Origin of the sequence: Sphingomonas pseudosanguinis (assembly GCF_014196255.1) — a bacterium.
Taxonomy (GTDB): Bacteria; Pseudomonadota; Alphaproteobacteria; order Sphingomonadales; family Sphingomonadaceae; genus Sphingomonas; species Sphingomonas pseudosanguinis.
In genome coordinates this window covers 91,829-112,097 of the sequence record NZ_JACIDH010000007.1, presented here as the reverse complement: position 1 = coordinate 112,097, position 20,269 = coordinate 91,829, and the positions used below count along the sequence as shown (strand labels likewise).

The window sequence follows — 20,269 nt, the reverse complement described above, 5'->3', positions numbered from 1 at the left end:
TACAGAATTCCATGAAGTCACACGACCACCATCATATCATGCAGCGTGTCAAAGTCGGCATGATCGGCCTGGCCGCCGTGATATTGCTGATCGCGCTCGCCAGCACGATCCTCGGCTCGCTGAACCGCGACGAACCGCCGGCGGCGGTCGCGGGGGCGGCCCAGACCAACATGGTCGCCGATATGGCCGCGACCAACACCACCGCACCGACCAACGAGCCGCTGGCCGAACTGGGCGTGGCCCCCGCGCCGGTCAACAGCCAGGCACCGGCGGAGTCGGCGCAACCCTGATCCTCCCTCTCTATTCCGCCCCTGCAAGGGGAGGGGGCATGCGCAGCATGGTGGAGGGGCGTAACTGGCGGCGAACGAAGCTCTGACCTCACCATCGGCGACACTCATCCGTCAGGCTTTCGGCCTGCCATCACTCCTTCCAGGTGAGGAGTAAGGCGAGCGCCGATTCAGCCCAGGTCCGTCCATTCCGGACCGAATCGGGAACATGCCGATTCCGGACCCGGAGATGCAGGCTCGATCGTAAAATTTCGGGCCCGCGTGTCGCGCCGAACGACCGCCGCAAATCGCCGGGGAAAATCGGGGAAAGGGCACCATAAGCCCGGATTTCCGGGCTTTGTGGTTAATAGGCTTGGGCGCGTTTCCCGTCATGCGCCCGGCGGTTCATCGCATAAGTCCCATATTCGGGGCGATTTCCCCGCTTATCCCCAAAAATCCCGTTGCCTCCCGCCGTTGCTATAGGTAAATCTTACCCCAACAGAGGGGCAGGCTCACTGTTGTCGTAAGATGGTCGGATCGCGGCGAGGGTCGTGGTTCGGGGCAGTGAGGCCGTGCGCGCCATGTGCGAGGTTGGCGTGTCCGAACGGGGTTTGTATCAGGGAAGTGGCATTGGCCTTGTCGACGACAAGGGTCGCGTCGCCATCCCTAACGCCCTTCGCTCCACCCTGGCCCAGAACGCGCCGCGCCCCGATGGAAAAGACGGCGGAACGATCATCATCGCCGTTCACGAAACCGAGCGCTGTCTGATCGCTTATGACCCGGGTTATGTCGCGGTGCTGAAAAAGGAATTGGACGCACGGACCGAGATGTCGCGTGGTCCCGATGGCCGGATCGATTACAATATCAAGCGCGATCTGGCGAATGGCGAAGCCGTGCCCTTCGATGGCTCGGGCCGTTTCATCATGCCGGGCTTTCCCCGCTTCCATGCCGGCATCACCGCGCACGCCTTTTTCTGGGGCACGTTCGACTATATCGAAATCTGGGACCCCAAGACGTTGGTCGAGACGCCGGGCCTGCCGGCCAAGATGATCTCCGCCGCGCGCTTCCACTGCCACGAAAAGGGGATCGCGCTGTGAGCCCCACCGTCAACGACGCCCCGCACATCCCCGTCCTGCTCGACGAAGTGCTCGATGCGCTCGCCATCACGCCCGGCGAGACGCATGTCGACGGCACGTTCGGGGCAGGCGGCTATACCCGTGCGATGCTGGGCCGGGGGGCGAAGGTCATCGCCTTCGACCGCGATCCCGATGCCATCGCCAATGGCCAGGCGCTGGTCCAGGCCGAGCCGGGGCTGACTCTGGTCCACCGCGAGTTCTCCGGGCTGGACCAGGCGCTGCCGGCGCCGGTCGACGGTGTCGTGCTCGACATCGGCGTGTCGTCGATGCAGCTCGACCAGGCCGAGCGCGGCTTTTCCTTCCAGGGCGACGGGCCGCTCGACATGCGCATGGCGCAGGCAGGCGAGTCGGCGGCGGATTTCCTGAACACCGCCGACGAAGCCGCGATCGCCGACGTCCTCTATCATTATGGCGAGGAGCCGCGCTCGCGCCGCGTGGCACAGGCGATCGTCGCGGCCCGCCCGCTGACCCGCACCGGCGAGTTGGCCGCCGTGGTCCGCCGTGCGCTCGGTTATCGCCCGCATGACAAGAAGGACCCGGCGACGCGGACCTTCCAGGCGATCCGCATCCATGTGAACCGCGAGCTGGATGAACTGGCCGAGGGGCTGGCGGCGGCCGAGCGCGCGTTGAAGCCGGGTGGCCGATTGGCGATTGTGACCTTCCACAGTCTGGAAGACCGGATGGTGAAGCGCTTCTTTCGGGAGCGGGCCGGTCAGTTGCCGGGCGGCTCGCGCCATCTGCCGCAGCAGGCGGCGGCGCGGGCACCGACGTTTACCGCGGTCGGCAAGGCCGTGCGGGCAGGCGCCGCCGAGCTGGCGCGCAACCCGCGCGCGCGTTCGGCCACGCTGCGTTTCGCGACGCGAACGGAATCCCCCGCCTGGTCGGCGGGGCAGGGGTGGGCGCCGGGGGGCGAGTTGACTCAGGAGTTGGGCGTATGACGGCGGCGTATCGGTTGAAGGGGATAGGGTGGTTCGGGAGCTGCGTGGCGGTCGTCCTGGGCTTCTACCTGGTCTCGCTCCAGGTCGCGGCGGAGCGCAAGAAGCTCGACGACGTCAACACGCGCATCCGCACCGCCGAGCGCGACATCCGCGCGCTGGAGACCGAGTTCGACACGCGCGCGAACTTGGCGCAGCTCGAGAAGTGGAACGGCGACACGCTGGCCCTGACCGCGCCGATCGCAGGCCAGTTCGTCGGGGACGAGACGCAGCTCGCCTCGCTCGACGTGAGGCGCGGCCCTGCCGGCGGCGCGATCCAGACCGCCGCCCTTCTCGTCCCCTCGCAGCCGCAGCCGGTCGAGCCGCTGCCTGTTCCCGCCGCCCAGCCCAACATCCAGACGATCGCGCCCGCCCCCGTCGTCAAGCTGGCCAAGGTCGATCTGCCCAAGCCGCAGGTGGTCAAGGCCGTGTCCGAGCGGATCGTGACCGCCAAGGTCGGCAAGCCCGCGCCGATCGCGCAGGTGCGCACCGCTGCCGCCGTCGCCAAGGTGCGGCCGCAGGCGGTGGCGATGCTCGACCGCCAGCTGCTGTCCGACACGACGCTGGGTGACATCCTGAAGGGGGCCAAGTCCGAATCGCGGCGGCAGCGTTGAGCGTTCTCGTCGCGCGTCCCTCCACCAGCCAACGTACCGCCGGCCAGCGCCATGCGCTGGTCGCGACGACGCATATGCGGCTGATGATGCTGATGATGCTGTTCGGCGCGGCCGTGCTGGTCGTGATCGGGCGGCTGACCCTGCTCGCCATCTTCGCCGGGCCCGCCGATGCGGCGCAGCGCACTGCGACGCTGGCCGCGCGGGGCGACATCGTCGACCGCAACGGATCGCCGCTGGCCCGCACGATCGACAGCTGGACGATCGCGGTCCACCCCAAGAAGCTGATCGGCGATCCGATGGAGATCGCCGCGCGCTTGGCCGCGCTGATGCCCGATCGCGGCGACCAGGCCTGGTTCTATAACCAGATTACCCGCAAGGCCAATTTCGTCTATCTGCAACGCCGCGCCAGCCCGACGCTGGTCGAGCAGGTCAACGCGATCGGCGAGCCGGGCATCGTCTTCGACCGCGAGACGCAGCGCCTCTATCCGCAATCGACGCTGGCCGCGCACGCGCTGGGCTTCCTGTCGACCGATGGCCACGGCGTGAGCGGCATGGAGCGCGTGCTCGACGAGCGGCTGCTGAACCCCGCCCGCGCGGGCCAGCCCGTCGCCCTGTCGATCGACACCCGCGTCCAGGCGGCGATGGAGAGCGAACTGGGCCGCGCCATGAACACCTTCCGCGCGCGCGCCGGTGGCGGCATCGTGCTCGACGTCCATACCGGTGAGGTCGTGGCGATGGTATCGATGCCGACCTTCAATCCCAACCGGGTCGGCATGGCGGGCACCGAGGAACTGCGCAACATCACGACGCAGAGCGTGTTCGAGTTGGGGTCGACCTTCAAGCCGATCACCATGGCCACCGCGATCGAGAATGGCGTCGTCACCTCGATGCAGCGCCGCTTCGACGCGACCCATCCGCTCAAGGTCGGCGGCTATACGATCCATGACGAGGCGGGCGACCCCAAGCGCTGGCTGAACATGGCCGAGACGCTGATCTATTCGTCCAACATCGCCACCGCGCGCGTCGCCGACGAAATCGGGCCGCAGCGGATGCAGGCGATGTTCAAGAAGCTGGGCTTCGACACCAAGCCCGATATCGAGCTGCGCGAAAAGGGCCGGCCGCTGCTGCCGACCTATTGGGCGCGGACGACGACGATGACGACCGCCTATGGCCATGGCATCGCGGTGACGCCGCTGCATCTCGCCTCGGCCTATGCGACGCTGGTCAATGGCGGCATCTGGCGTCCGGCCACGCTGATGAAGGTCGCGCCCGGCCATGCGCCGCAGGGCCGCCGCGTGATCAGCGAGGCGACCAGCTTCAAGATGCGCCAGATGTTGCGTCTGATCGTGATGCGCGGCACGGGTCGCAAGGGCGATGCGCCGGGATACCGCGTCGGTGGCAAGACGGGCACGGCCGAGGCCGCGGTGGCGGGCGGCTATGACCGGTCGCGCAACGTCGCCACCTTCGCCGCGGCTTTCCCGATGGATGCGCCGCGTTATGTCGTCGTGGCGATGCTCGACTCGCCACAGGGTACGAAGGAGACGTTCGGGTGGAAGACCGCAGCCTGGAACGCCGCGCCCGTCGTCGGCCGCACCATCACGCGGGTCGGCGCGATGCTGGGCGTAGTGCCGGATGCGAACAAGGACATCGACGTGTCCGACATTCTACCTACCCTGTGGCAGGACCCGACCCGGCCGCCGATCGATGGCCGATAAGGGCGATGGCATGAAACTGAACCAACTGGACCACGGCATTTCGGGCGAGGGCGGCGACGCCCTCGTCACCGGTTTCGCGATCGACCATCGCAAGGTCGCCCCCGGCACCATCTTCGGCGCTTTTCAGGGCGCGCGGGTGAATGGCGAGGACTTCATCGCCGATGCGGTGCGCAGCGGCGCGATCGCGGTCGTGGCGCGGCCCGGCGTGACCGTCGAGGGCGCGGTGCATATCGCGTCGGACGAACCCCGCGCCGCCTTCGCGCAATTGGCCGCCGCCTTCTTCGCGCCGTTCCCGGCCACGGCGGTGGCGGTGACGGGCACCAACGGCAAGACCTCGACCGTCGAGATGACGCGCCAGCTGTGGCGCATGGCCGGGCATCACGCCGCCTCGATCGGCACGCTGGGCGTGACCACCGCCGACGAGCGGACCTATACCGGGCTGACCACGCCCGATGTCGTCACCTTCCTGTCCAACGTCGCTGGCCTCGCGCGCGAAGGCGTGACCCATCTGGCGTTCGAGGCGTCGAGCCATGGCCTGACCCAATATCGCACCGAGGGGCTGGAGGTGTCGGCGGCGGCCTTCACCAATTTGTCGCGCGATCACCTCGACTATCATGGCGATATGGGCGCTTATCTGGCGGCCAAGATGCGGCTGTTCTCCGAAGTGCTGTCGCCCACCGGGACAGCGGTCGTCTGGGCCGATGACGTCCAGAGCGGCCGGGTGATCGATCTGGCGCGCGCACGCGGCAACAATCTGATCACGGTCGGCACGCGCGGATCGACGCTGAAGCTGGTCGAGCGGCATCCGACCTTGCTCGGCCAGGGTCTGGTGATCGAAGACGAGCATGGCGCGACCCACAAGGTCCAGCTGCCGCTGATCGGCGCCTATCAGGCGGCCAACGCACTGGTGTCGGCCGGCCTCGTGCTGGCGACCGGCGGCGATGTCGCGGCGACGCTGGCCAATCTCGCCCGGTTGCAGCCGGTGCGTGGCCGGCTGGAACGGGCTGCCATCGCGCGCAGCGGTGCGCCGGTCTATGTCGATTACGCCCATACGCCCGATGCGTTGGAGGCCGCGATCGCGGCGCTGAAACCCCATGCCGGCGGTCGACTGATCGTGGTGTTCGGCGCGGGCGGCGACCGCGATCCCGGCAAGCGCGAGGCGATGGGGCAGGTCGCCTCGATGCAGGCGGACCGGGTGATCGTCACCGACGACAATCCGCGTACCGAGGACCCCGCCGCGATCCGCGCGCAGGTCATGCGCGGCGCGACCGGCGCGATCGAGATCGGCGACCGCCGCGAAGCCATCGCCGCCGCCATCGCCGAAGCGGGGGAGCAGGACATCGTCCTGATCGCGGGCAAGGGGCATGAGCAGGGCCAGATCGTCGGCGATCTCGTCCTGCCCTTCGACGATGTCGCGGTGGCACGCGAGTGCGCGGTATGACGACCGCCGCCAACGTGCCCGCCGCCGAGCCGGTCGAACCCCCCGTCGCGCTGGCGAACGACGCCACGCCCGTGCCCGTGCCCGCGCCGATCGCCGCCGAGCCCGTCGAGCGGCCTCGTCGCAAATTGTCGCTGCATTACGGCGCGCGCCCCGGAGAAAAGCCATGAGCCTGTGGACCGCCGACGAGATCGCCGCCGCGACCGGGGGACAGGCGTCGGGCGCGTTCGCGGTGACGGGCGTCGCTTTCGACAGCCGCGAAGTCGGCCCCGGCGATCTGTTCGTCGCGATGCTGGGCGAAGCGACCGATGGCCACCGCTTCCTCGATCAGGCCTTTGCGCAGGGCGCGGCGGGCGCGCTGGTCAGCTCCGATACCGCCCACCCGCACGTCCAAGTCGCCGACAGCTTTCGCGCGCTGGAGGATCTGGGCCGTGCCGCGCGGGCGCGGACCGAGGCGACGATCATCGGCGTCACCGGATCGGTCGGCAAGACCAGCGCCAAGGAAGCGCTCTACGCCGCGCTCGAACGCGGCTGGCAGGGGCGGGTGCACCGCTCGGTCAAGAGCTACAACAACCATACGGGCGTGCCGCTCAGCCTAGCGCGGATGCCGCGTGACGTGCGCGCCGGCGTGTTCGAGATGGGGATGAACCATGCGGGCGAACTGTCCGCGCTGACCGGGATGGTGCGCCCGCACATCGCGATCGTCACCGCCATCGCGCCCGCGCATACCGAATTCTTCGCCGACGAATCCGCCATCGCCGACGCCAAGGGAGAGATTTTCCAGGGGCTGGAGCCGGGCGGCACCGCGATCATCCCCTATGACAGCCCGCATCGCGACCGGCTGATCGCCGCCGCCCGGCCCTATGCCGCGCGGATCGTGACCTTCGGCTTCGATCCCGCCGCCGACGTCCATGCGATGGAGGCGATGCGTGGTCCCAATGGCGGCAGCTTCGTCACCGCGCGGATCGGCGAGCGCGAGCTGAACTTCACCCTGTCGCAGCCGGGCCGGCATTGGGTGTCCAATGCGCTGGCGGTGCTGGCGGCGGTCGATGCGGCGGGCGGCGATCTGGGGCTGGCGGGCCTCGCGCTGGCCGAACTCGGCGGGCTCGCTGGGCGCGGCGCGCGGTTCCGGGCCGGCAACGGCGCGCTGATCATCGACGAAAGCTACAACGCGAACCCCGCCTCGATGCGCGCCACGCTGGCGGTGCTGGCCGAGGAGCCGGGGCGGCATGTCGCCGTGCTGGGCGAGATGCGCGAACTGGGCGACGACTCGGCCGACTATCACGCCGGTCTCGCCGAACCGATCCTTGCCGCGCGCGTCGAAAAGGCGCTGCTGGTCGGCGAAACGATGGCGCCGCTGGCCGCCGCGCTTGAGGGGCGGGTCGATTTCGTCCATGTGACCGACGCAAAGGCCGCGCACGCCGCGCTGGCCTCGATCATCGCGCCCGATGACGTGGTGCTGATCAAGGGGTCCAACGGAGTCGGGCTGGCGCGCGTCGTCGCCGCTCTGGGCCAGGAATCTCGACGGGGCGGGGCGCAAGGATAATGTTGTATTGGATCGCGGAGCATCTCGGGTTTCCGGGCCTTCTCAACCTCATCCGCTATCTGTCCTTCCGTTCGGGCGCGGCGATCGCGACCGCGCTGCTCATCGGCCTGATCATAGGTCCGCGCTTTATCGGCTGGCTCCGTGTCCGCCAGGGCAAGGGGCAGCCGATCCGCGCCGACGGGCCGCAGACGCACCTCGCCAAGCGCGGCACGCCGACCATGGGCGGGCTGATGATCTTGACCAGCATGGCGATGTCGATCCTGCTGTGGATGGACCTGAGCAATCCCTTCGTCTGGGCCTGCCTGTTCGTCACGCTGGGCTTCGGCGCGATCGGGTTCCTCGACGATTATGACAAGGTCCGCAAAGCCTCGACCGCCGGCGTGTCGGGGCGGACGCGGCTGTTGCTGGAGTTCCTGATCGCGGGCATTGCGGCGTGGATCATCATGGGGCAGAACGGTACGCCGCTCTATCTGCCCTTCACCACGCGCATGTACATCGATCTGGGTATCTTCTATCCGGTCTTCGCCGCCTTCACGATCGTGGCGTTCGGCAATGCGGTGAACCTGACCGACGGCCTCGATGGCCTCGCGACCATGCCGGTCATCATCGCCAGCGTGGCGTTCCTGGTCATCGTCTATCTGGTCGGCAACGTGAAGTTCGCCGATTACCTCGGCATCCCGCATGTCCCGCGTGCCGGTGAGCTCGCCATCTTCTGCGGTGCGGTGATCGGCGCGGGTCTCGCCTTCCTCTGGTTCAACGCGCCCCCGGCGGCGGTGTTCATGGGCGATACGGGCAGCCTGGCACTGGGCGGCGCGCTCGGCACCATCGCGGTCGTCGCGCATCACGAGATCGTGCTGGGCATCATCGGCGGCCTGTTCGTGGTCGAGGCGCTGTCGGTGATCATCCAGGTCTTCTTCTACAAGCGGACCGGCAAGCGCGTGTTCCGCATGGCACCGATCCACCATCATTTCGAACAGCTCGGCTGGTCGGAGCCGACGGTGGTGATCCGCTTCTGGATCATCGCGCTGGTGCTGATGCTGGCGGGCCTGTCGACGTTGAAGCTGCGATGATCGTTTCGCGCAACTGGGCGGGCAAGACTTTCGCGGTGCTGGGGCTGGCGCGCTCCGGCGCCGCGACCGTTTCTGCGTTGTTGGCCAGCGGGGCGGACGTACTGGCTTGGGATGACGATGCGGCAAGGCGCGAGGCCGTGTTCGCGCAATGGGGGCATTTGAGCGGCGAGCGGCTGTTCATCGACGATTTTTCCGACTGGATAGATCCAGAGATTGACGCACTGATCGTCTCGCCGGGTGTTCCGCTCAACACTCATCCGCTGGCCGCAGCCGCGCGCGCGGCGGGAGTGCCCGTCATCGGCGACATCGAACTCTTCGCCCAAGCGCATAAGGACCTGCCGCCGCACAAGGTCGTTGGCATCACCGGCACCAACGGCAAGTCGACCACGACCGCGCTGGTCCATCACATCCTGAAGACGGCGGGCGTCCCGACCCTGATGGGCGGCAATATCGGCCTGCCGATCCTGAGGCAGGAGCCTCTGCCCGAGGGCGGGGTCTATGTGCTGGAGCTGTCCAGCTATCAGATCGACCTGACGACCAGCCTTGATTGCGACGTCGCGGTGCTGCTGAACATCACGCCCGATCATCTCGATCGCTATGACGGCTTTGCGGGCTATGCCGCCTCCAAAGCGCGCCTGTTCGCGATGCAGACGGCGGGCCATGTCGCGGTGGTCGGCACCGGCGACGAGGCCTCGGCCAATATCGCGCAAGGGCTGGCGGGCCGCACCGACGACCTCGTGACGATCGCGCCGGACATGGTGATCGACCAGCGCCGCTGGCCGGCGCTGCAAGGGCCGCACAATGCCCAGAACGCGCAGGCTGCGATCGCCGTGGCGCGGGCTCTGGGGATCGACGCGGCCGCGATCGAGGCCGGACTGGCCAGCTATGCCAGCCTGCCGCACCGGATGCAGCATGTCGCCACCCGGCATGGCGTGGCCTTCGTCAACGACTCCAAGGCGACCAACCCCGAGTCCACCGCCCCCGCCCTGGCGGCCTTCCCCCGCGTCCACTGGATCGTCGGCGGCAAGCGCAAGGGCGACGACCTCGACGCCTGCGCCGCGCATCTGGATCATGTCGTCGCGGCCTATACGATCGGCGAGGCCGCGCCGTTGTTCTTCGACCTGTTGAAGGACAAGGTCCCGGTGGTCGAGCAGTCGGGCACGCTGGAGGCAGCCGTCGCGCATGCCGCCGCCGCCGCGCGGCCGGGGGACACGGTCCTCCTGTCGCCGGCCTGCGCCAGCTTCGATCAGTTTCGCGATTACGAAGCGCGGGGTGATGCCTTCCGCGCCGCCGTGGAGGCGCTGGCATGACCGACCGCACGCCCAAGGCGCCGCGCCCCGGCCTGATCGGATCGATGAAGGGACGCGGCGGGCGCGGCGACCGTTCCCCGCTGGGCACCTGGTTCTGGGACATCGACCGGGTGCTGCTGCTGCTCACCCTGTTCCTGATCGCGATCGGGCTGATCGCGGTCGCTGCCGCCAGCCCCGCGACCGCGATGCGCTATTCGGGCGAGCATCGGAAGTTCACGCCGCTCTATTATTTCTGGCGACAGGTGATGTGGGTCGGCGTCTCGCTACCCGTGCTGTTCGGCGTGTCGATGCTGCCGGTCGTCACCGCGCGGCGTATGGCGGTGCTGGGCACTGGCGTGCTGATCGCGATCCTGGCGGTCACGCCCTTTATCGGGGTGGAGATCAACGGCGCGCGGCGCTGGATCGGCGTGGGCATCGCGCAGTTCCAGCCGTCCGAGTTCCTGAAACCGATGTTCATCGTGACGACCGCCTGGCTGTTGTCGCTGAAGGCCAAGGAACGCGATCTGCCTGCCACGCTGATCACCATGGGGATGACCGGGCTGGTCGCGGGGCTGCTGATGCTGCAACCCGATTTCGGGCAGACGATCGTCTTCTGTCTGGTCTGGATCGCGCTGTTGATGATCTCGGGCACGCCGATGCGCGTGATGCTGGCGATCGGGTCGCTGGCGCCGATCGGGCTGGTCATGGCCTATATGTTCTATGGTGTGGCGCGCAGCCGCATCAACGCCTTCCTGTTCCCCGACGTCGATGGCGAGGGTGCGGCCGACCATTTCCAGGTCAATGCCGCGCACAACACGCTGACCGCCGGGGGCTGGACCGGTACCGGGCCGGGCGGCGGTGCGGCCAAGTTCGGCCTGCCGGAGGCGCATACCGACTATATCTATTCGGTGATCGGCGAGGAATTCGGGCTGATCGCCTGCGCCATCATCGCGCTCGTCTTTCTGGCGATCGTGGTGCGCGTATTCGTGAAGCTGCTTGACGAACAGGACGAGTTCAAGCTCTACGCCGCCTCCGGGCTGGCGGTGCAGTTCGGCGCGCAGGCGCTGATCTCGATGGCGGTGAATACGGGGCTCGCTCCGTCCAAGGGGATGACCCTGCCGTTCATCAGCTATGGCGGCTCGTCGATGATCGCGCTGTCGATCGGGATGGGGTTGTTGCTGGCATTCACGCGGCGCAACCCGTTCCTGACGCGCAGCCCCTATGTAGTCAGGTGGAGCGGGCAATGAGCCGTCACTTCGTCCTCGCCGCCGGGGGAACCGGCGGCCATATGGTCCCCGCCGCCGCGCTGGCGGCCGAGCTGACCCGGCGCGGGCACCGCGTGGCGCTGGTGTCGGACGCACGCGGCGTACGCTTTCCGGGGCTGTTCGAGGATATCCAGACGCACGTCCTGCCAGCCGGGCGCTTTGCGGGCGGGCCGGTCGGCTGGGCCAAGGCGCTGCGCGAGATGTGGCGCGGCCGGGCGATGGCGCGCGAACTCTACAAGACCTTCCGCCCGGCGGCGGTCATCGGGTTCGGCGGCTATCCCGCGATGCCCGCTTTGCTGGCGGCGTTTGCGGAAGGAATTCCCACCGCGATCCATGAGCAGAACGCCGTGCTGGGCCGGGTCAACCGGCTGGTCGCGGGCAAGGTCGATGCGATCGCCTTGTCCTATGAGGATACGCAGCGGCTGAGCGCCAAGCATGCGGACAAGACCCGGTTGATCGGTAATCCGGTGCGCGATCAGGTGCTCAGCTTACGTTCGCGACCCTATCCGCTGCTGGAAGAGGATGGTATCTTCCGCGTCCTCGTCACTGGCGGCAGCCAGGGGGCGAGCATTCTCAGCCAGGTCGTGCCCGACGGCCTTGCCATGCTGCCCGTCACCTTCCGGCGGCGCTTGCAGGTGACGCATCAGGCGCGGATCGAGGATATCGACGCGGTGCGCGCCAAATATGCCGAGCATGAGATTCCGGCCGAACTCGCCACCTATTTGCCCGACCTGCCCGAGCAGCTTGCCTGGGCGCATCTGGTGATCGCGCGGGCCGGGGCCTCGACGCTGGCCGAGCTGACGGTCGCGGGGCGCCCGGCGATCCTGGTGCCGCTACCCAGCGCGACCGACGATCACCAGACGGTGAACGCGCGCGAGATGACCAGGGCGGGCGGCGCGCGGACGATCGCGCAAAAGGATTTCACGCCGGTCGAACTCGCCAAGCAGATGCAGAAGCTGGGCCTCGACCCGGCGGCGCTGGAGAATGCGGCGGTCCGCGCACGCGCCTGCGGCCGGCCCGACGCGGCGAGCGACCTCGCCGATCTGGTCGAAAGCCTCGACGCACCGCGCATGGTCTTGCCGGTGGGCAAATCACAAGGGACACGGAATTTGGTGGGAGCAGGCGCATGAAGGGCGTCGCCACGGATATCGGCACGATCCACTTCGTCGGCATCGGCGGCATCGGCATGTCGGGCATTGCCGAGGTGATGAAGAATCTCGGCTACCGGGTGCAGGGCTCCGACGTGGCCGAGGGCTATGTCGTGCAGGGCCTGCGGACCAAGGGTATCCCGGTCGCCATCGGCCATGCGGCGGACAATCTGGGCGATGCGGCGGTGGTCGTGACCTCGACCGCGATCACCCGCTCCAACCCCGAAGTCGAAGCCGCGCTCGAACGCCGCATCCCCGTGGTGCGCCGCGCCGAGATGCTCGCCGAGCTGATGCGGTTGAAGTCCACCGTTGCGGTGGCGGGCACGCATGGCAAGACGACGACCACCTCGATGGTCGCGGCGCTGCTCGATGCCGGGGGCGTCGACCCGACCGTCATCAATGGCGGCATCATCAACAGCTATGGCTCGAACGCCCGTCTGGGCGCTTCCGACTGGATGGTCGTGGAGGCGGACGAGAGCGACGGCAGCTTCCTGCGGCTCGACGGCACGATCGCGGTTGTCACCAATATCGACCCCGAGCATCTCGATCATTATGGTTCGTTCGACCGGGTGAAGGACGCGTTCGTAGAGTTCGTCGAGAATGTGCCCTTCTACGGCGCGGCGTTGCTGTGCCTCGACCATCCCGAAGTGCAGAACATCCTGCCGCGCGTCCGGGACCGCCGCGTCGTGACCTATGGCTTCTCGGCGCAGGCGGACGTGCGCGGCGTCAACGTCACGCCGATTCCCGGCGGCAATCGGTTCGAGGCGATCATCCGCCACCGTGACGGCTCCAGCCGTTCGATCGAGGGCATCGAGCTGCCCATGCCCGGCCGTCACAATGTCCAGAACGCGCTGGCCGCGATCGGCGTGGCGCTGGAGCTGGGCATCGACGACGCCACCATTCAGCAGGGCTTCGGCCAGTTCGGCGGGGTCAAGCGGCGCTTCACCAAGGTCGGTGAGATCGCGGTGGACGGCGGCACGGCGACCGTCATCGACGATTATGGCCATCATCCGGTGGAAATCCGCGCGGTGCTGGCCGCCGCCCGCGAAAGCGCGCGCGGTCGCGTGATCGCGGTGGTGCAGCCGCACCGCTTCACCCGGCTCGGCAATCTGATGGAAGAGTTCCAGACCGCCTTCAACGACGCCGACCGTGTGCTGGTGACCCCGGTCTATGCGGCGGGCGAACAGCCGATCGAGGGCGTCGACGCCTCTGCGCTGGTCGAGGGGCTGAAGCGGCGCGGGCATCGCTCGACGGCCACGGTGGCCGACGCCGACGCGCTGGCCGAAGAACTGGCGAGCTCGATCCGTGCGGACGACATGATCGTCTGCCTGGGCGCGGGCGACATCACCAAATGGGCGGCGGGTCTGGCAAGCGCCATCGAGGCGTGCCGATGAACCTGCCCGACACCGCCGGCCGATTGACCCCGGCTGCGCCGCTGGCGCCGCTGGTATGGTTCAAGGCGGGCGGAGCGGCCGAATATCTGCTGGAGCCCAAGGATGTCGACGACCTGTCGGCGTTCCTGAAGGCGCTCGGGGGCGAGGTGCCGGTCATGGTACTGGGCTTGGGCTCCAACCTGATCGTGCGTGACGGCGGCGTGCCGGGCGTCGTGATCCGTCTGGGCAAGCCGTTCAGCTATGCGCGGGCAGGGGAGGGGCACGTCATCACCTGTGGCGGCGGCACTTCGGGCATCCTCGTCTCGTCCAACGCGCGCGATGCCGGGATCGGTGGGCTGGAGTTTCTGCGCTCGATCCCCGGCACGGTCGGCGGCTTCGTGCGGATGAATGGCGGGGCCTATGGTCGTGAGGTGGCCGATGTGCTGGTTTCCGCCACCGTCGTCCGTCGCGACGGCATGGTCGAAACGCTGGGTGTCGCCGATCTCGAATACACCTATCGCCACTCCAACCTGACCGACGGCACGGTGGTGGTCGAGGCGACCTTCCGGGGGCACGCCGCCGAACCTGCCGCGATCCAGGCGGAGATGGATCGCATCGCCGCCGCACGCGAGGCATCGCAGCCGCTACGCTCCAAGACCGGAGGGTCGACTTTCAAGAACCCGGATGGCCACAAGGCCTGGGCGCTGGTCGATGCGGCGGGCTGTCGCGGGCTGACGCTGGGCGATGCGCAGGTGTCGGAGAAGCATTGCAACTTCCTGCTCAACCTCGGCAACGCCACCGCGGCGGACATCGAGGCGCTGGGCGAAGAGGTCCGGACCAAGGTAAAGGCTCAGTCGGGCGTGACGCTCGAATGGGAAATCCAGCGCGTCGGGGTGGCGAAGTGAAGACGGCATCCCCAATCCTCCCCAAGCATAGCTTGGGGAGGATTGAAGAAGACTCCACGCAAATAACAAGGATCGCGTGATGCATATCGTCGTACTGATGGGCGGCTGGTCGGCAGAGCGGCCGGTGTCGCTGATGTCGGGGGCGGGCGTTGCCGATGCGCTGGAGCGGAACGGCCACCGTGTCACCCGGATCGACATGGACCGCGATCTTGCGGCCAGGCTGGTCGAGGCCAAGCCCGACCTCGTCTTCAACGCGCTGCACGGCTCGCCCGGTGAGGATGGCACGGTGCAGGGGATGCTCGACCTGATGGGCATAGCATATACCCATTCGGGTCTCGCCACCTCGGTGATCGCGATCGACAAGGTGCTGACCAAGCAGGCGCTCGTGCCCCACGGCATCCCCATGCCCGGCGGCCGCATCGTGAAGTCGGAAGAGCTGTTCGCCGCCGATCCGCTGCCACGCCCCTATGTGCTCAAGCCCGTCAATGAGGGCTCCTCGGTCGGCGTCGCGATCGTTGCCGACACCAGCAACCATGGCAGCCCGATTGCCCGCGATGCGAGCGGGCCCTGGGCCGAATTCGAGGAATTGTTGGCCGAGCCCTATATCCGGGGCCGCGAACTGACCACCGCTGTGCTGGGCAACCGCGCGCTGGGCGTGACCGAGTTGAAGCCCAAGAACGGCTGGTACGATTTCGACGCCAAATACACCGATGGCCTGACCGAGCATGTCTGCCCCGCACAGATTCCCGACGAAATCGCCGAGGCCTGCAAGTCGCTCGCGCTCGAGGCGCATCGCATCCTGGGCTGTCGCGGCGCCTCACGCTCCGACTTCCGCTGGGACGATGAGCGCGGCGTCGACGGACTGTTCCTGCTGGAGGTCAACACCCAGCCCGGCATGACCCCGCTCAGCTTGGTGCCCGAACAGGGCCGCCATGTCGGCATGGATTATGACACGCTGGTCCAGGCGATCGTCGACGAAGCGCTCCAGTGGTACAAGGATCAGGCGGGATGAGCCGCACGATCAAGCGCGGCCCGCCGCCGCGCCGCCCGGCACCGCGCCGTCGCCAGCCGGTCAAGCGCGCGACGCTGAGCGAGCGGTTGCTCGCCAAGGTGCCGGTCAGCGAGGAGACGATCAAGAAGGCCGTTACCTGGACGATCCTGGGCGGCGCGGGTGCGGCGGTGCTGGCGGTCGCGACCTATGTCGGTGTGCCCGGCATGATCGGCACTGCGATCGCCGAGCAGGCGGGCCATGCCGGTTTTCGCGTCCAGCAGATCGAAGTGACCGGCCTGAAGCGCATGGACCGGATGACCGTCTATGCCGTCGCGCTCGACCAGCAGAGCCGGGCGATGCCGCTCGTCAATCTGGAGGATGTCCGCGCCAAGCTGCTCCGCTACGGCTGGATCAAGGACGCGCATGTCTCCAGGCGGCTGCCCGATACGCTGCTGGTCGATATCGACGAGCGCAGCCCGGCGGCGGTGTGGCAGGATAACGGCCAGCTGACCCTGATCGACGCGGGCGGCGTGCTGCTGGAGCCGGTGCGGGCCGAGGCGATGCCCGACCTGCCGCTGATCATCGGCCCGGGCGCGAATTTGCAGGAGCCGGCCTATCAGGCGTTGTTGTCCGCCGCACCCGCGCTCAAACCGCGTGTGAAGGCGGCGACCTGGATCGGCAATCGCCGCTGGGATCTGACCTTCGACAGCGGCGAGACGCTGGCGCTACCCGAGGACGGGGCGGGGGCGGCGCTGATGAAGTTCGCCGCGATGGACGGCTCGCGGCCGCTGCTGGGGCGCGGCTGGCTGCGCTTCGATATGCGCGACCCTGCAAAGCTGGTTGCGCGCAAGCCCGGTTTGAATCAGAATCATGCGCTCGCTGATCCGGCAAAGGCCGGGGGCGGTGCCGCCGATGTCGCGCCCGGGAATGGCGCGGAGGCGGCAGCGGCCGAAGGGGCATCACAGGGGTAGCAAGGTCATGGCAAAGATTGCACCCGAGGGGCTGATCACCGCGCTGGACATCGGGTCGTCCAAAGTGTCCGCGCTGATCGCGCGCAAGGGCGATGGCGGCGAACTGATCGTGCTGGGCACTGGCCAGCGCGAGAGCCGGGGCGTCAAGCGCGGCTATATCGCCGATATGGGCGCGACCGAGGCGGCGGTGCGCGAGGCGGTCGAACAGGCCGAGCGGATCGCGGGGCTGAATATTGAGAATGTCTGGGTCGGTTTCTCGGCCGGTGGCCTGGTGTCCGACGTGGCCGAGGTCGAGTTCGAGCTGGGCGGCCATCAGGTCGAACAGGGCGACATCGACGCGCTGCTGGCGGCCGGGCGCAACTCGATCGACCCGCAAGGCCGCATGGTACTGCACGCGCAGCCCGCGCTTTACACGCTGGACGGGCTGACCGGCGTGAAGAAACCGCTGGGTCTGCATGCCGATCGGCTGGGCGTGCACATCCATGTCGTCGCCGCCGACGGCTCGCCGGTGCGCAATCTCGATCTGTGCGTCCGTTCCGCGCATCTGGAGGTCAAGTCGATCATCGCCGCGCCGGTGGCGACGGGGCTGGCCTGTCTGTCGGACGAAGAGCGCGAACTGGGCGTCGCACTGGTCGAGATGGGGGCGGGGATCACCAATGTCTCGCTGTTCGCGGGCGGGATGCTGGTGGGGCTGTGTTCGCTGCCGATGGGCGCGGCGGACATCACCGACGATGTCGCTTCCGCCTTCGGCACCCGGCGGCAGATGGCCGAGCGGATGAAGTGCTTCCACGGCTCGGCCAATGCCTCCCCGCGCGACAATCACGACATGATCCAGGTGACGCCGATCTCGGCCGAGGATGGTGGCGACACGATGCAGATCACCAAGGCGCAGCTGATCGGCGTGATCCGCCAGCGGCTGGAGCATCAGATGGGCGAGATTCGCAAGGCGCTCCAGCATCTGAAGTTCGAGGGGCCGGTGGGGCGTCAGGTCGTGCTGACCGGCGGCGGCGCGGAGCTGAAGGGCATTGCCGACTATGCGCAGCAGGCGCTGGGCCGCTCGGTCCGGATCGGCCGGCCGCGCGGGCTGGCCGGTCTGCCCGATGCGCATGGCGGGCCGGCTTTCGCGACGCTTGCGGGTCTGGCTTTCTATGCCGCGACCGACCCGATCGACCTGCGCAGCATCGCGCCGACGAACCAGACGGTTCACCGGCCGAGCGGCATGGGGCTGTTCCGGCGGCTGATTCAGGCGGCGAAGGCGAATTATTAAGCAAATTGGCCCGATGCTGGGCAGTTTTGGGTTGGCACCGGGCGGGTCGCTGGTGCACTAACAGTTATTCAGGGGCCCGGTCTTAGCGTATCGACCGGGAACGGCGGAGTAGAATTGGGATGAGCATCGAATTCATCGCACCCGAGGTCGACGAACTGACGCCGCGTATCGCGGTGATCGGTGTCGGCGGTGCCGGCGGCAACGCGATCGCGAACATGATGCGCGCCGAGGTGCAGGGCGTGGATTTCCTCGTCGCCAATACCGACGCGCAGGCGCTGAAGCAGTCGATCGCGCCGCGTCGCGTCCAGCTGGGTGCCAAGATCACGCAGGGGCTGGGCGCCGGCAGCCGTCCGGAAATCGGCCGCGCCGCCGCCGAGGAGACGATCGAGGATCTCTCCAAGATGCTCGAGGGCAGCCACATGTGCTTCATCGCCGCCGGCATGGGCGGCGGCACCGGCACCGGTGCGGCCCCGGTCATCGCCAAGGCGGCGCGTGACATGGGCATCCTGACCGTCGGCGTCGTGACCAAGCCGTTCGCGTTCGAGGGCAATCGTCGCGCCAAGTCGGCCGATGGCGGCATCGAGGAACTGCAGAAGTACGTCGATACGCTAATCGTCATCCCGAACCAGAATCTGTTCCTGATCGCCAACGCCAACACCACCTTCAAGGAAGCGTTCGCGATGGCGGACGAGGTGCTGCAGCAGGGCGTGCGCGGCATCACCGACCTGATGGTCATGCCGGGCCTCATCAACCTCGACTTCGCCGACGTCCGCTCGGTGATGCAGGAGATGGGCAAGGCGATGATGGGCACCGGTGAGGCCACCGGCGACAATCGCGCGATCGAGGCGGCGCAGAAGGCGATCGCCAACCCGCTGCTCGACGGCGTGTCGATGCAGGGGGCCAAGGGCGTCATCATCTCGATCACCGGCGGCGACGACATGCGCCTGCTCGAAGTGGACGAGGCGGCGAATCACATTCGCGAGCTGGTCGATCCCGAAGCCAACATCATCTGGGGTTCGGCGTTCAATCCCGAACTGGAAGGCCGCATCCGCGTGTCGGTGGTCGCCACCGGTATCGACGCCGATGTGAAGCCGGGTGCCGCCGCGCCGGTCGAGGCGCAGCGCAGCAGCTTCAGCATGGGCGGCATGGCGCGCAAGACCGACGACACGCCCAGCTATCGCCCGAGCGAGCCGACCGCCGCCACCCCTGCGTCGCAGGTCGCCGCCCCGGCCCCGACGCCCGCCCCCGTCGTGTCACAGCCCGCACCGTCGCCCAGCGTGACCCCGGCCGCACCGGTGGTGACGCCGCCGCCGGCGCCGGTCGCGGCCCCCGCCGCGCCGCAGCCGGCGCAGGAGGACGAACTGGTCCTGGGTGCCGACACGATGGTCCCCGCCGCACCGGCCCAGCCCCAGGCCCCGACCCACAGCGCTTCGGTCGAACCGGCGCCCGGTTCGGAAGAAGCCCGCCGCCGCTGGCTGGCCCCCGGCAGCGAAGCCGGCGAGGTGCCGGCCCAGCCCGCACCGCGCGTGAAGCTGGGTGGTACGTTGTTCGAGCGCATGTCCAACGCGGCGCGCGGTGCGCAGCGTGACGACAATGCGCAAGGCTCGGGCGACTCGTCGCTCGACATCCCGCGCTTCCTGCATCGTCAGAACAACCAGTAAGAGGCTTTCGCCGGTCCGACTGGCGAAGACGTTGCAAAGGGCCTGCCCGAGCGATCGGGTGGGCCTTTTCGTTGCCGCATAGGCGACGGGAGCGGGTGGCGGATGTGGCTCTATCCGCCGTGATGATCGCGATCGGAGCCGGGAAGCCCGAAACGACATCACCCCTCCCCTTCAGGGGAGGGGACGGGGGTGGGGCCTATCCGCGAGCACGTCGTATGTGGAGAAGCCCTCCGTCAGGGAATCGTTGCGAAATTGGCGCTTCCTCGCTCTCCGAACTTCACCCCAGTGGAGGCCGGGGTTCAGATGCTGAACGTTTTCCATCGCTTATCAGCGCTTACCCAACCGGAGCTCGGCCTGCGCGGGGTGATGCTAAGAGTTTTGCGTGATCCCCTGCAGCGGGAGAGATGGGGGTCGGGCGCTTCCGCGAGCGCTTCGTGATGGGTGAGGCCCCACCCCAACCCCTCCCCTGAAGGGGAGGGACTTGCCTGACGCCATCCGCCATTCCTGTGATCGTGAAGGCATAGGGGACGGGAATGGCCGTCTGTCCCCCTCTCCGGGATATGCCGTTCTTCGATCTGCCGACGCCCTTGAAGACCTCGGAAGGATTCGGTCCAAGGAACAGCGCCCCGTCCGATCCAAG

General features: G+C 67.9%; 18 protein-coding genes. All 18 read left to right on the top strand.

Going from position 1 to position 20,269, the window contains the following annotated elements; all coding sequences use genetic code 11:
• Positions 1-38: 38 nt before the first annotated feature.
• Positions 39-290 carry a hypothetical protein gene (locus tag GGR48_RS09810; protein ID WP_183951733.1) on the top strand — a complete coding sequence of 84 codons (252 nt, stop codon included), beginning with the start codon at positions 39-41 and terminating at the stop codon, positions 288-290.
• Between the two features lie 557 nt (positions 291-847).
• Positions 848-1,363, top strand: a complete 516-nt coding sequence (locus GGR48_RS09805) for a division/cell wall cluster transcriptional repressor MraZ (RefSeq protein WP_183951782.1) — start codon at positions 848-850, stop codon at positions 1,361-1,363.
• Positions 1,360-2,340, top strand: coding sequence for a 16S rRNA (cytosine(1402)-N(4))-methyltransferase RsmH (gene rsmH / locus GGR48_RS09800; protein WP_183951732.1), 981 nt, complete (start codon positions 1,360-1,362; stop codon positions 2,338-2,340). The genes GGR48_RS09805 and rsmH overlap by 4 nt, the downstream gene beginning before the upstream one ends.
• On the top strand, positions 2,337-2,990 hold the full coding sequence (locus GGR48_RS09795; protein ID WP_183951731.1) for a hypothetical protein: 654 nt from the start codon (positions 2,337-2,339) through the stop codon (positions 2,988-2,990). The genes rsmH and GGR48_RS09795 overlap by 4 nt, the downstream gene beginning before the upstream one ends.
• Positions 2,987-4,705: a peptidoglycan D,D-transpeptidase FtsI family protein gene (locus GGR48_RS09790; protein ID WP_183951730.1), complete on the top strand. Its 1,719-nt coding sequence runs from the start codon at positions 2,987-2,989 to the stop codon at positions 4,703-4,705. The genes GGR48_RS09795 and GGR48_RS09790 overlap by 4 nt, the downstream gene beginning before the upstream one ends.
• Positions 4,706-4,715: 10 nt before the next feature.
• On the top strand, positions 4,716-6,146 hold the full coding sequence (locus GGR48_RS09785) for a UDP-N-acetylmuramoyl-L-alanyl-D-glutamate--2,6-diaminopimelate ligase (RefSeq protein WP_183951729.1): 1,431 nt from the start codon (positions 4,716-4,718) through the stop codon (positions 6,144-6,146).
• Positions 6,143-6,313: a hypothetical protein gene (locus GGR48_RS09780; protein ID WP_183951728.1), complete on the top strand. Its 171-nt coding sequence runs from the start codon at positions 6,143-6,145 to the stop codon at positions 6,311-6,313. The genes GGR48_RS09785 and GGR48_RS09780 overlap by 4 nt, the downstream gene beginning before the upstream one ends.
• Positions 6,310-7,689, top strand: coding sequence for a UDP-N-acetylmuramoyl-tripeptide--D-alanyl-D-alanine ligase (locus GGR48_RS09775; RefSeq protein ID WP_183951727.1), 1,380 nt, complete (start codon positions 6,310-6,312; stop codon positions 7,687-7,689). Before GGR48_RS09780 ends, GGR48_RS09775 begins: the two co-directional genes overlap by 4 nt.
• Positions 7,689-8,759: a phospho-N-acetylmuramoyl-pentapeptide-transferase gene (mraY, locus tag GGR48_RS09770; protein WP_183951726.1), complete on the top strand. Its 1,071-nt coding sequence runs from the start codon at positions 7,689-7,691 to the stop codon at positions 8,757-8,759. The genes GGR48_RS09775 and mraY overlap by 1 nt, the downstream gene beginning before the upstream one ends.
• A complete protein-coding gene (gene murD, locus GGR48_RS09765) occupies positions 8,756-10,069 on the top strand; it encodes a UDP-N-acetylmuramoyl-L-alanine--D-glutamate ligase (RefSeq protein WP_183951725.1) in 1,314 nt (437 codons plus the stop codon). Before mraY ends, murD begins: the two co-directional genes overlap by 4 nt.
• Positions 10,066-11,295, top strand: coding sequence for a peptidoglycan glycosyltransferase FtsW (locus GGR48_RS09760; RefSeq protein ID WP_183951724.1), 1,230 nt, complete (start codon positions 10,066-10,068; stop codon positions 11,293-11,295). The genes murD and GGR48_RS09760 overlap by 4 nt, the downstream gene beginning before the upstream one ends.
• The gene (gene murG, locus GGR48_RS09755) at positions 11,292-12,443 is read left to right on the top strand and encodes an undecaprenyldiphospho-muramoylpentapeptide beta-N-acetylglucosaminyltransferase (RefSeq protein ID WP_183951723.1); all 1,152 of its coding nucleotides are present in this window, start codon (positions 11,292-11,294) and stop codon (positions 12,441-12,443) included. Before GGR48_RS09760 ends, murG begins: the two co-directional genes overlap by 4 nt.
• On the top strand, positions 12,440-13,855 hold the full coding sequence (murC, locus tag GGR48_RS09750; RefSeq protein WP_183951722.1) for a UDP-N-acetylmuramate--L-alanine ligase: 1,416 nt from the start codon (positions 12,440-12,442) through the stop codon (positions 13,853-13,855). The genes murG and murC overlap by 4 nt, the downstream gene beginning before the upstream one ends.
• A complete protein-coding gene (murB, locus tag GGR48_RS09745) occupies positions 13,852-14,739 on the top strand; it encodes a UDP-N-acetylmuramate dehydrogenase (RefSeq protein ID WP_183951721.1) in 888 nt (295 codons plus the stop codon). Before murC ends, murB begins: the two co-directional genes overlap by 4 nt.
• A 79-nt stretch (positions 14,740-14,818) precedes the next feature.
• The gene (locus GGR48_RS09740) at positions 14,819-15,751 is read left to right on the top strand and encodes a D-alanine--D-alanine ligase (RefSeq protein ID WP_183951720.1); all 933 of its coding nucleotides are present in this window, start codon (positions 14,819-14,821) and stop codon (positions 15,749-15,751) included.
• Complete coding sequence (locus GGR48_RS09735; RefSeq protein WP_183951719.1) at positions 15,748-16,701, top strand: cell division protein FtsQ/DivIB; 954 nt, start codon at positions 15,748-15,750, stop codon at positions 16,699-16,701. The genes GGR48_RS09740 and GGR48_RS09735 overlap by 4 nt, the downstream gene beginning before the upstream one ends.
• Positions 16,702-16,708: 7 nt before the next feature.
• Entirely contained in the window at positions 16,709-17,968 is a 1,260-nt protein-coding gene (ftsA, locus tag GGR48_RS09730; RefSeq protein WP_183951718.1) for a cell division protein FtsA, read from the top strand.
• 119 nt (positions 17,969-18,087) lie between these two features.
• Complete coding sequence (ftsZ, locus tag GGR48_RS09725) at positions 18,088-19,629, top strand: cell division protein FtsZ (protein WP_183951717.1); 1,542 nt, start codon at positions 18,088-18,090, stop codon at positions 19,627-19,629.
• Positions 19,630-20,269 lie beyond the last annotated feature (640 nt).

Coding starts and splice junctions, on each gene's coding strand:
- GGR48_RS09810 (WP_183951733.1), top strand. CDS start 39: ATGCAGCGTGTCAAAGTCGGCATGATCGGCCTGGCCGCCGTGATATTG.
- GGR48_RS09805 (WP_183951782.1), top strand. CDS start 848: ATGTGCGAGGTTGGCGTGTCCGAACGGGGTTTGTATCAGGGAAGTGGC.
- GGR48_RS09795 (WP_183951731.1), top strand. CDS start 2,337: ATGACGGCGGCGTATCGGTTGAAGGGGATAGGGTGGTTCGGGAGCTGC.
- GGR48_RS09785 (WP_183951729.1), top strand. CDS start 4,716: ATGAAACTGAACCAACTGGACCACGGCATTTCGGGCGAGGGCGGCGAC.
- GGR48_RS09780 (WP_183951728.1), top strand. CDS start 6,143: ATGACGACCGCCGCCAACGTGCCCGCCGCCGAGCCGGTCGAACCCCCC.
- GGR48_RS09775 (WP_183951727.1), top strand. CDS start 6,310: ATGAGCCTGTGGACCGCCGACGAGATCGCCGCCGCGACCGGGGGACAG.
- mraY (WP_183951726.1), top strand. CDS start 7,689: ATGTTGTATTGGATCGCGGAGCATCTCGGGTTTCCGGGCCTTCTCAAC.
- murD (WP_183951725.1), top strand. CDS start 8,756: ATGATCGTTTCGCGCAACTGGGCGGGCAAGACTTTCGCGGTGCTGGGG.
- GGR48_RS09760 (WP_183951724.1), top strand. CDS start 10,066: ATGACCGACCGCACGCCCAAGGCGCCGCGCCCCGGCCTGATCGGATCG.
- murG (WP_183951723.1), top strand. CDS start 11,292: ATGAGCCGTCACTTCGTCCTCGCCGCCGGGGGAACCGGCGGCCATATG.
- murC (WP_183951722.1), top strand. CDS start 12,440: ATGAAGGGCGTCGCCACGGATATCGGCACGATCCACTTCGTCGGCATC.
- murB (WP_183951721.1), top strand. CDS start 13,852: ATGAACCTGCCCGACACCGCCGGCCGATTGACCCCGGCTGCGCCGCTG.
- GGR48_RS09740 (WP_183951720.1), top strand. CDS start 14,819: ATGCATATCGTCGTACTGATGGGCGGCTGGTCGGCAGAGCGGCCGGTG.
- GGR48_RS09735 (WP_183951719.1), top strand. CDS start 15,748: ATGAGCCGCACGATCAAGCGCGGCCCGCCGCCGCGCCGCCCGGCACCG.
- ftsA (WP_183951718.1), top strand. CDS start 16,709: ATGGCAAAGATTGCACCCGAGGGGCTGATCACCGCGCTGGACATCGGG.
- ftsZ (WP_183951717.1), top strand. CDS start 18,088: ATGAGCATCGAATTCATCGCACCCGAGGTCGACGAACTGACGCCGCGT.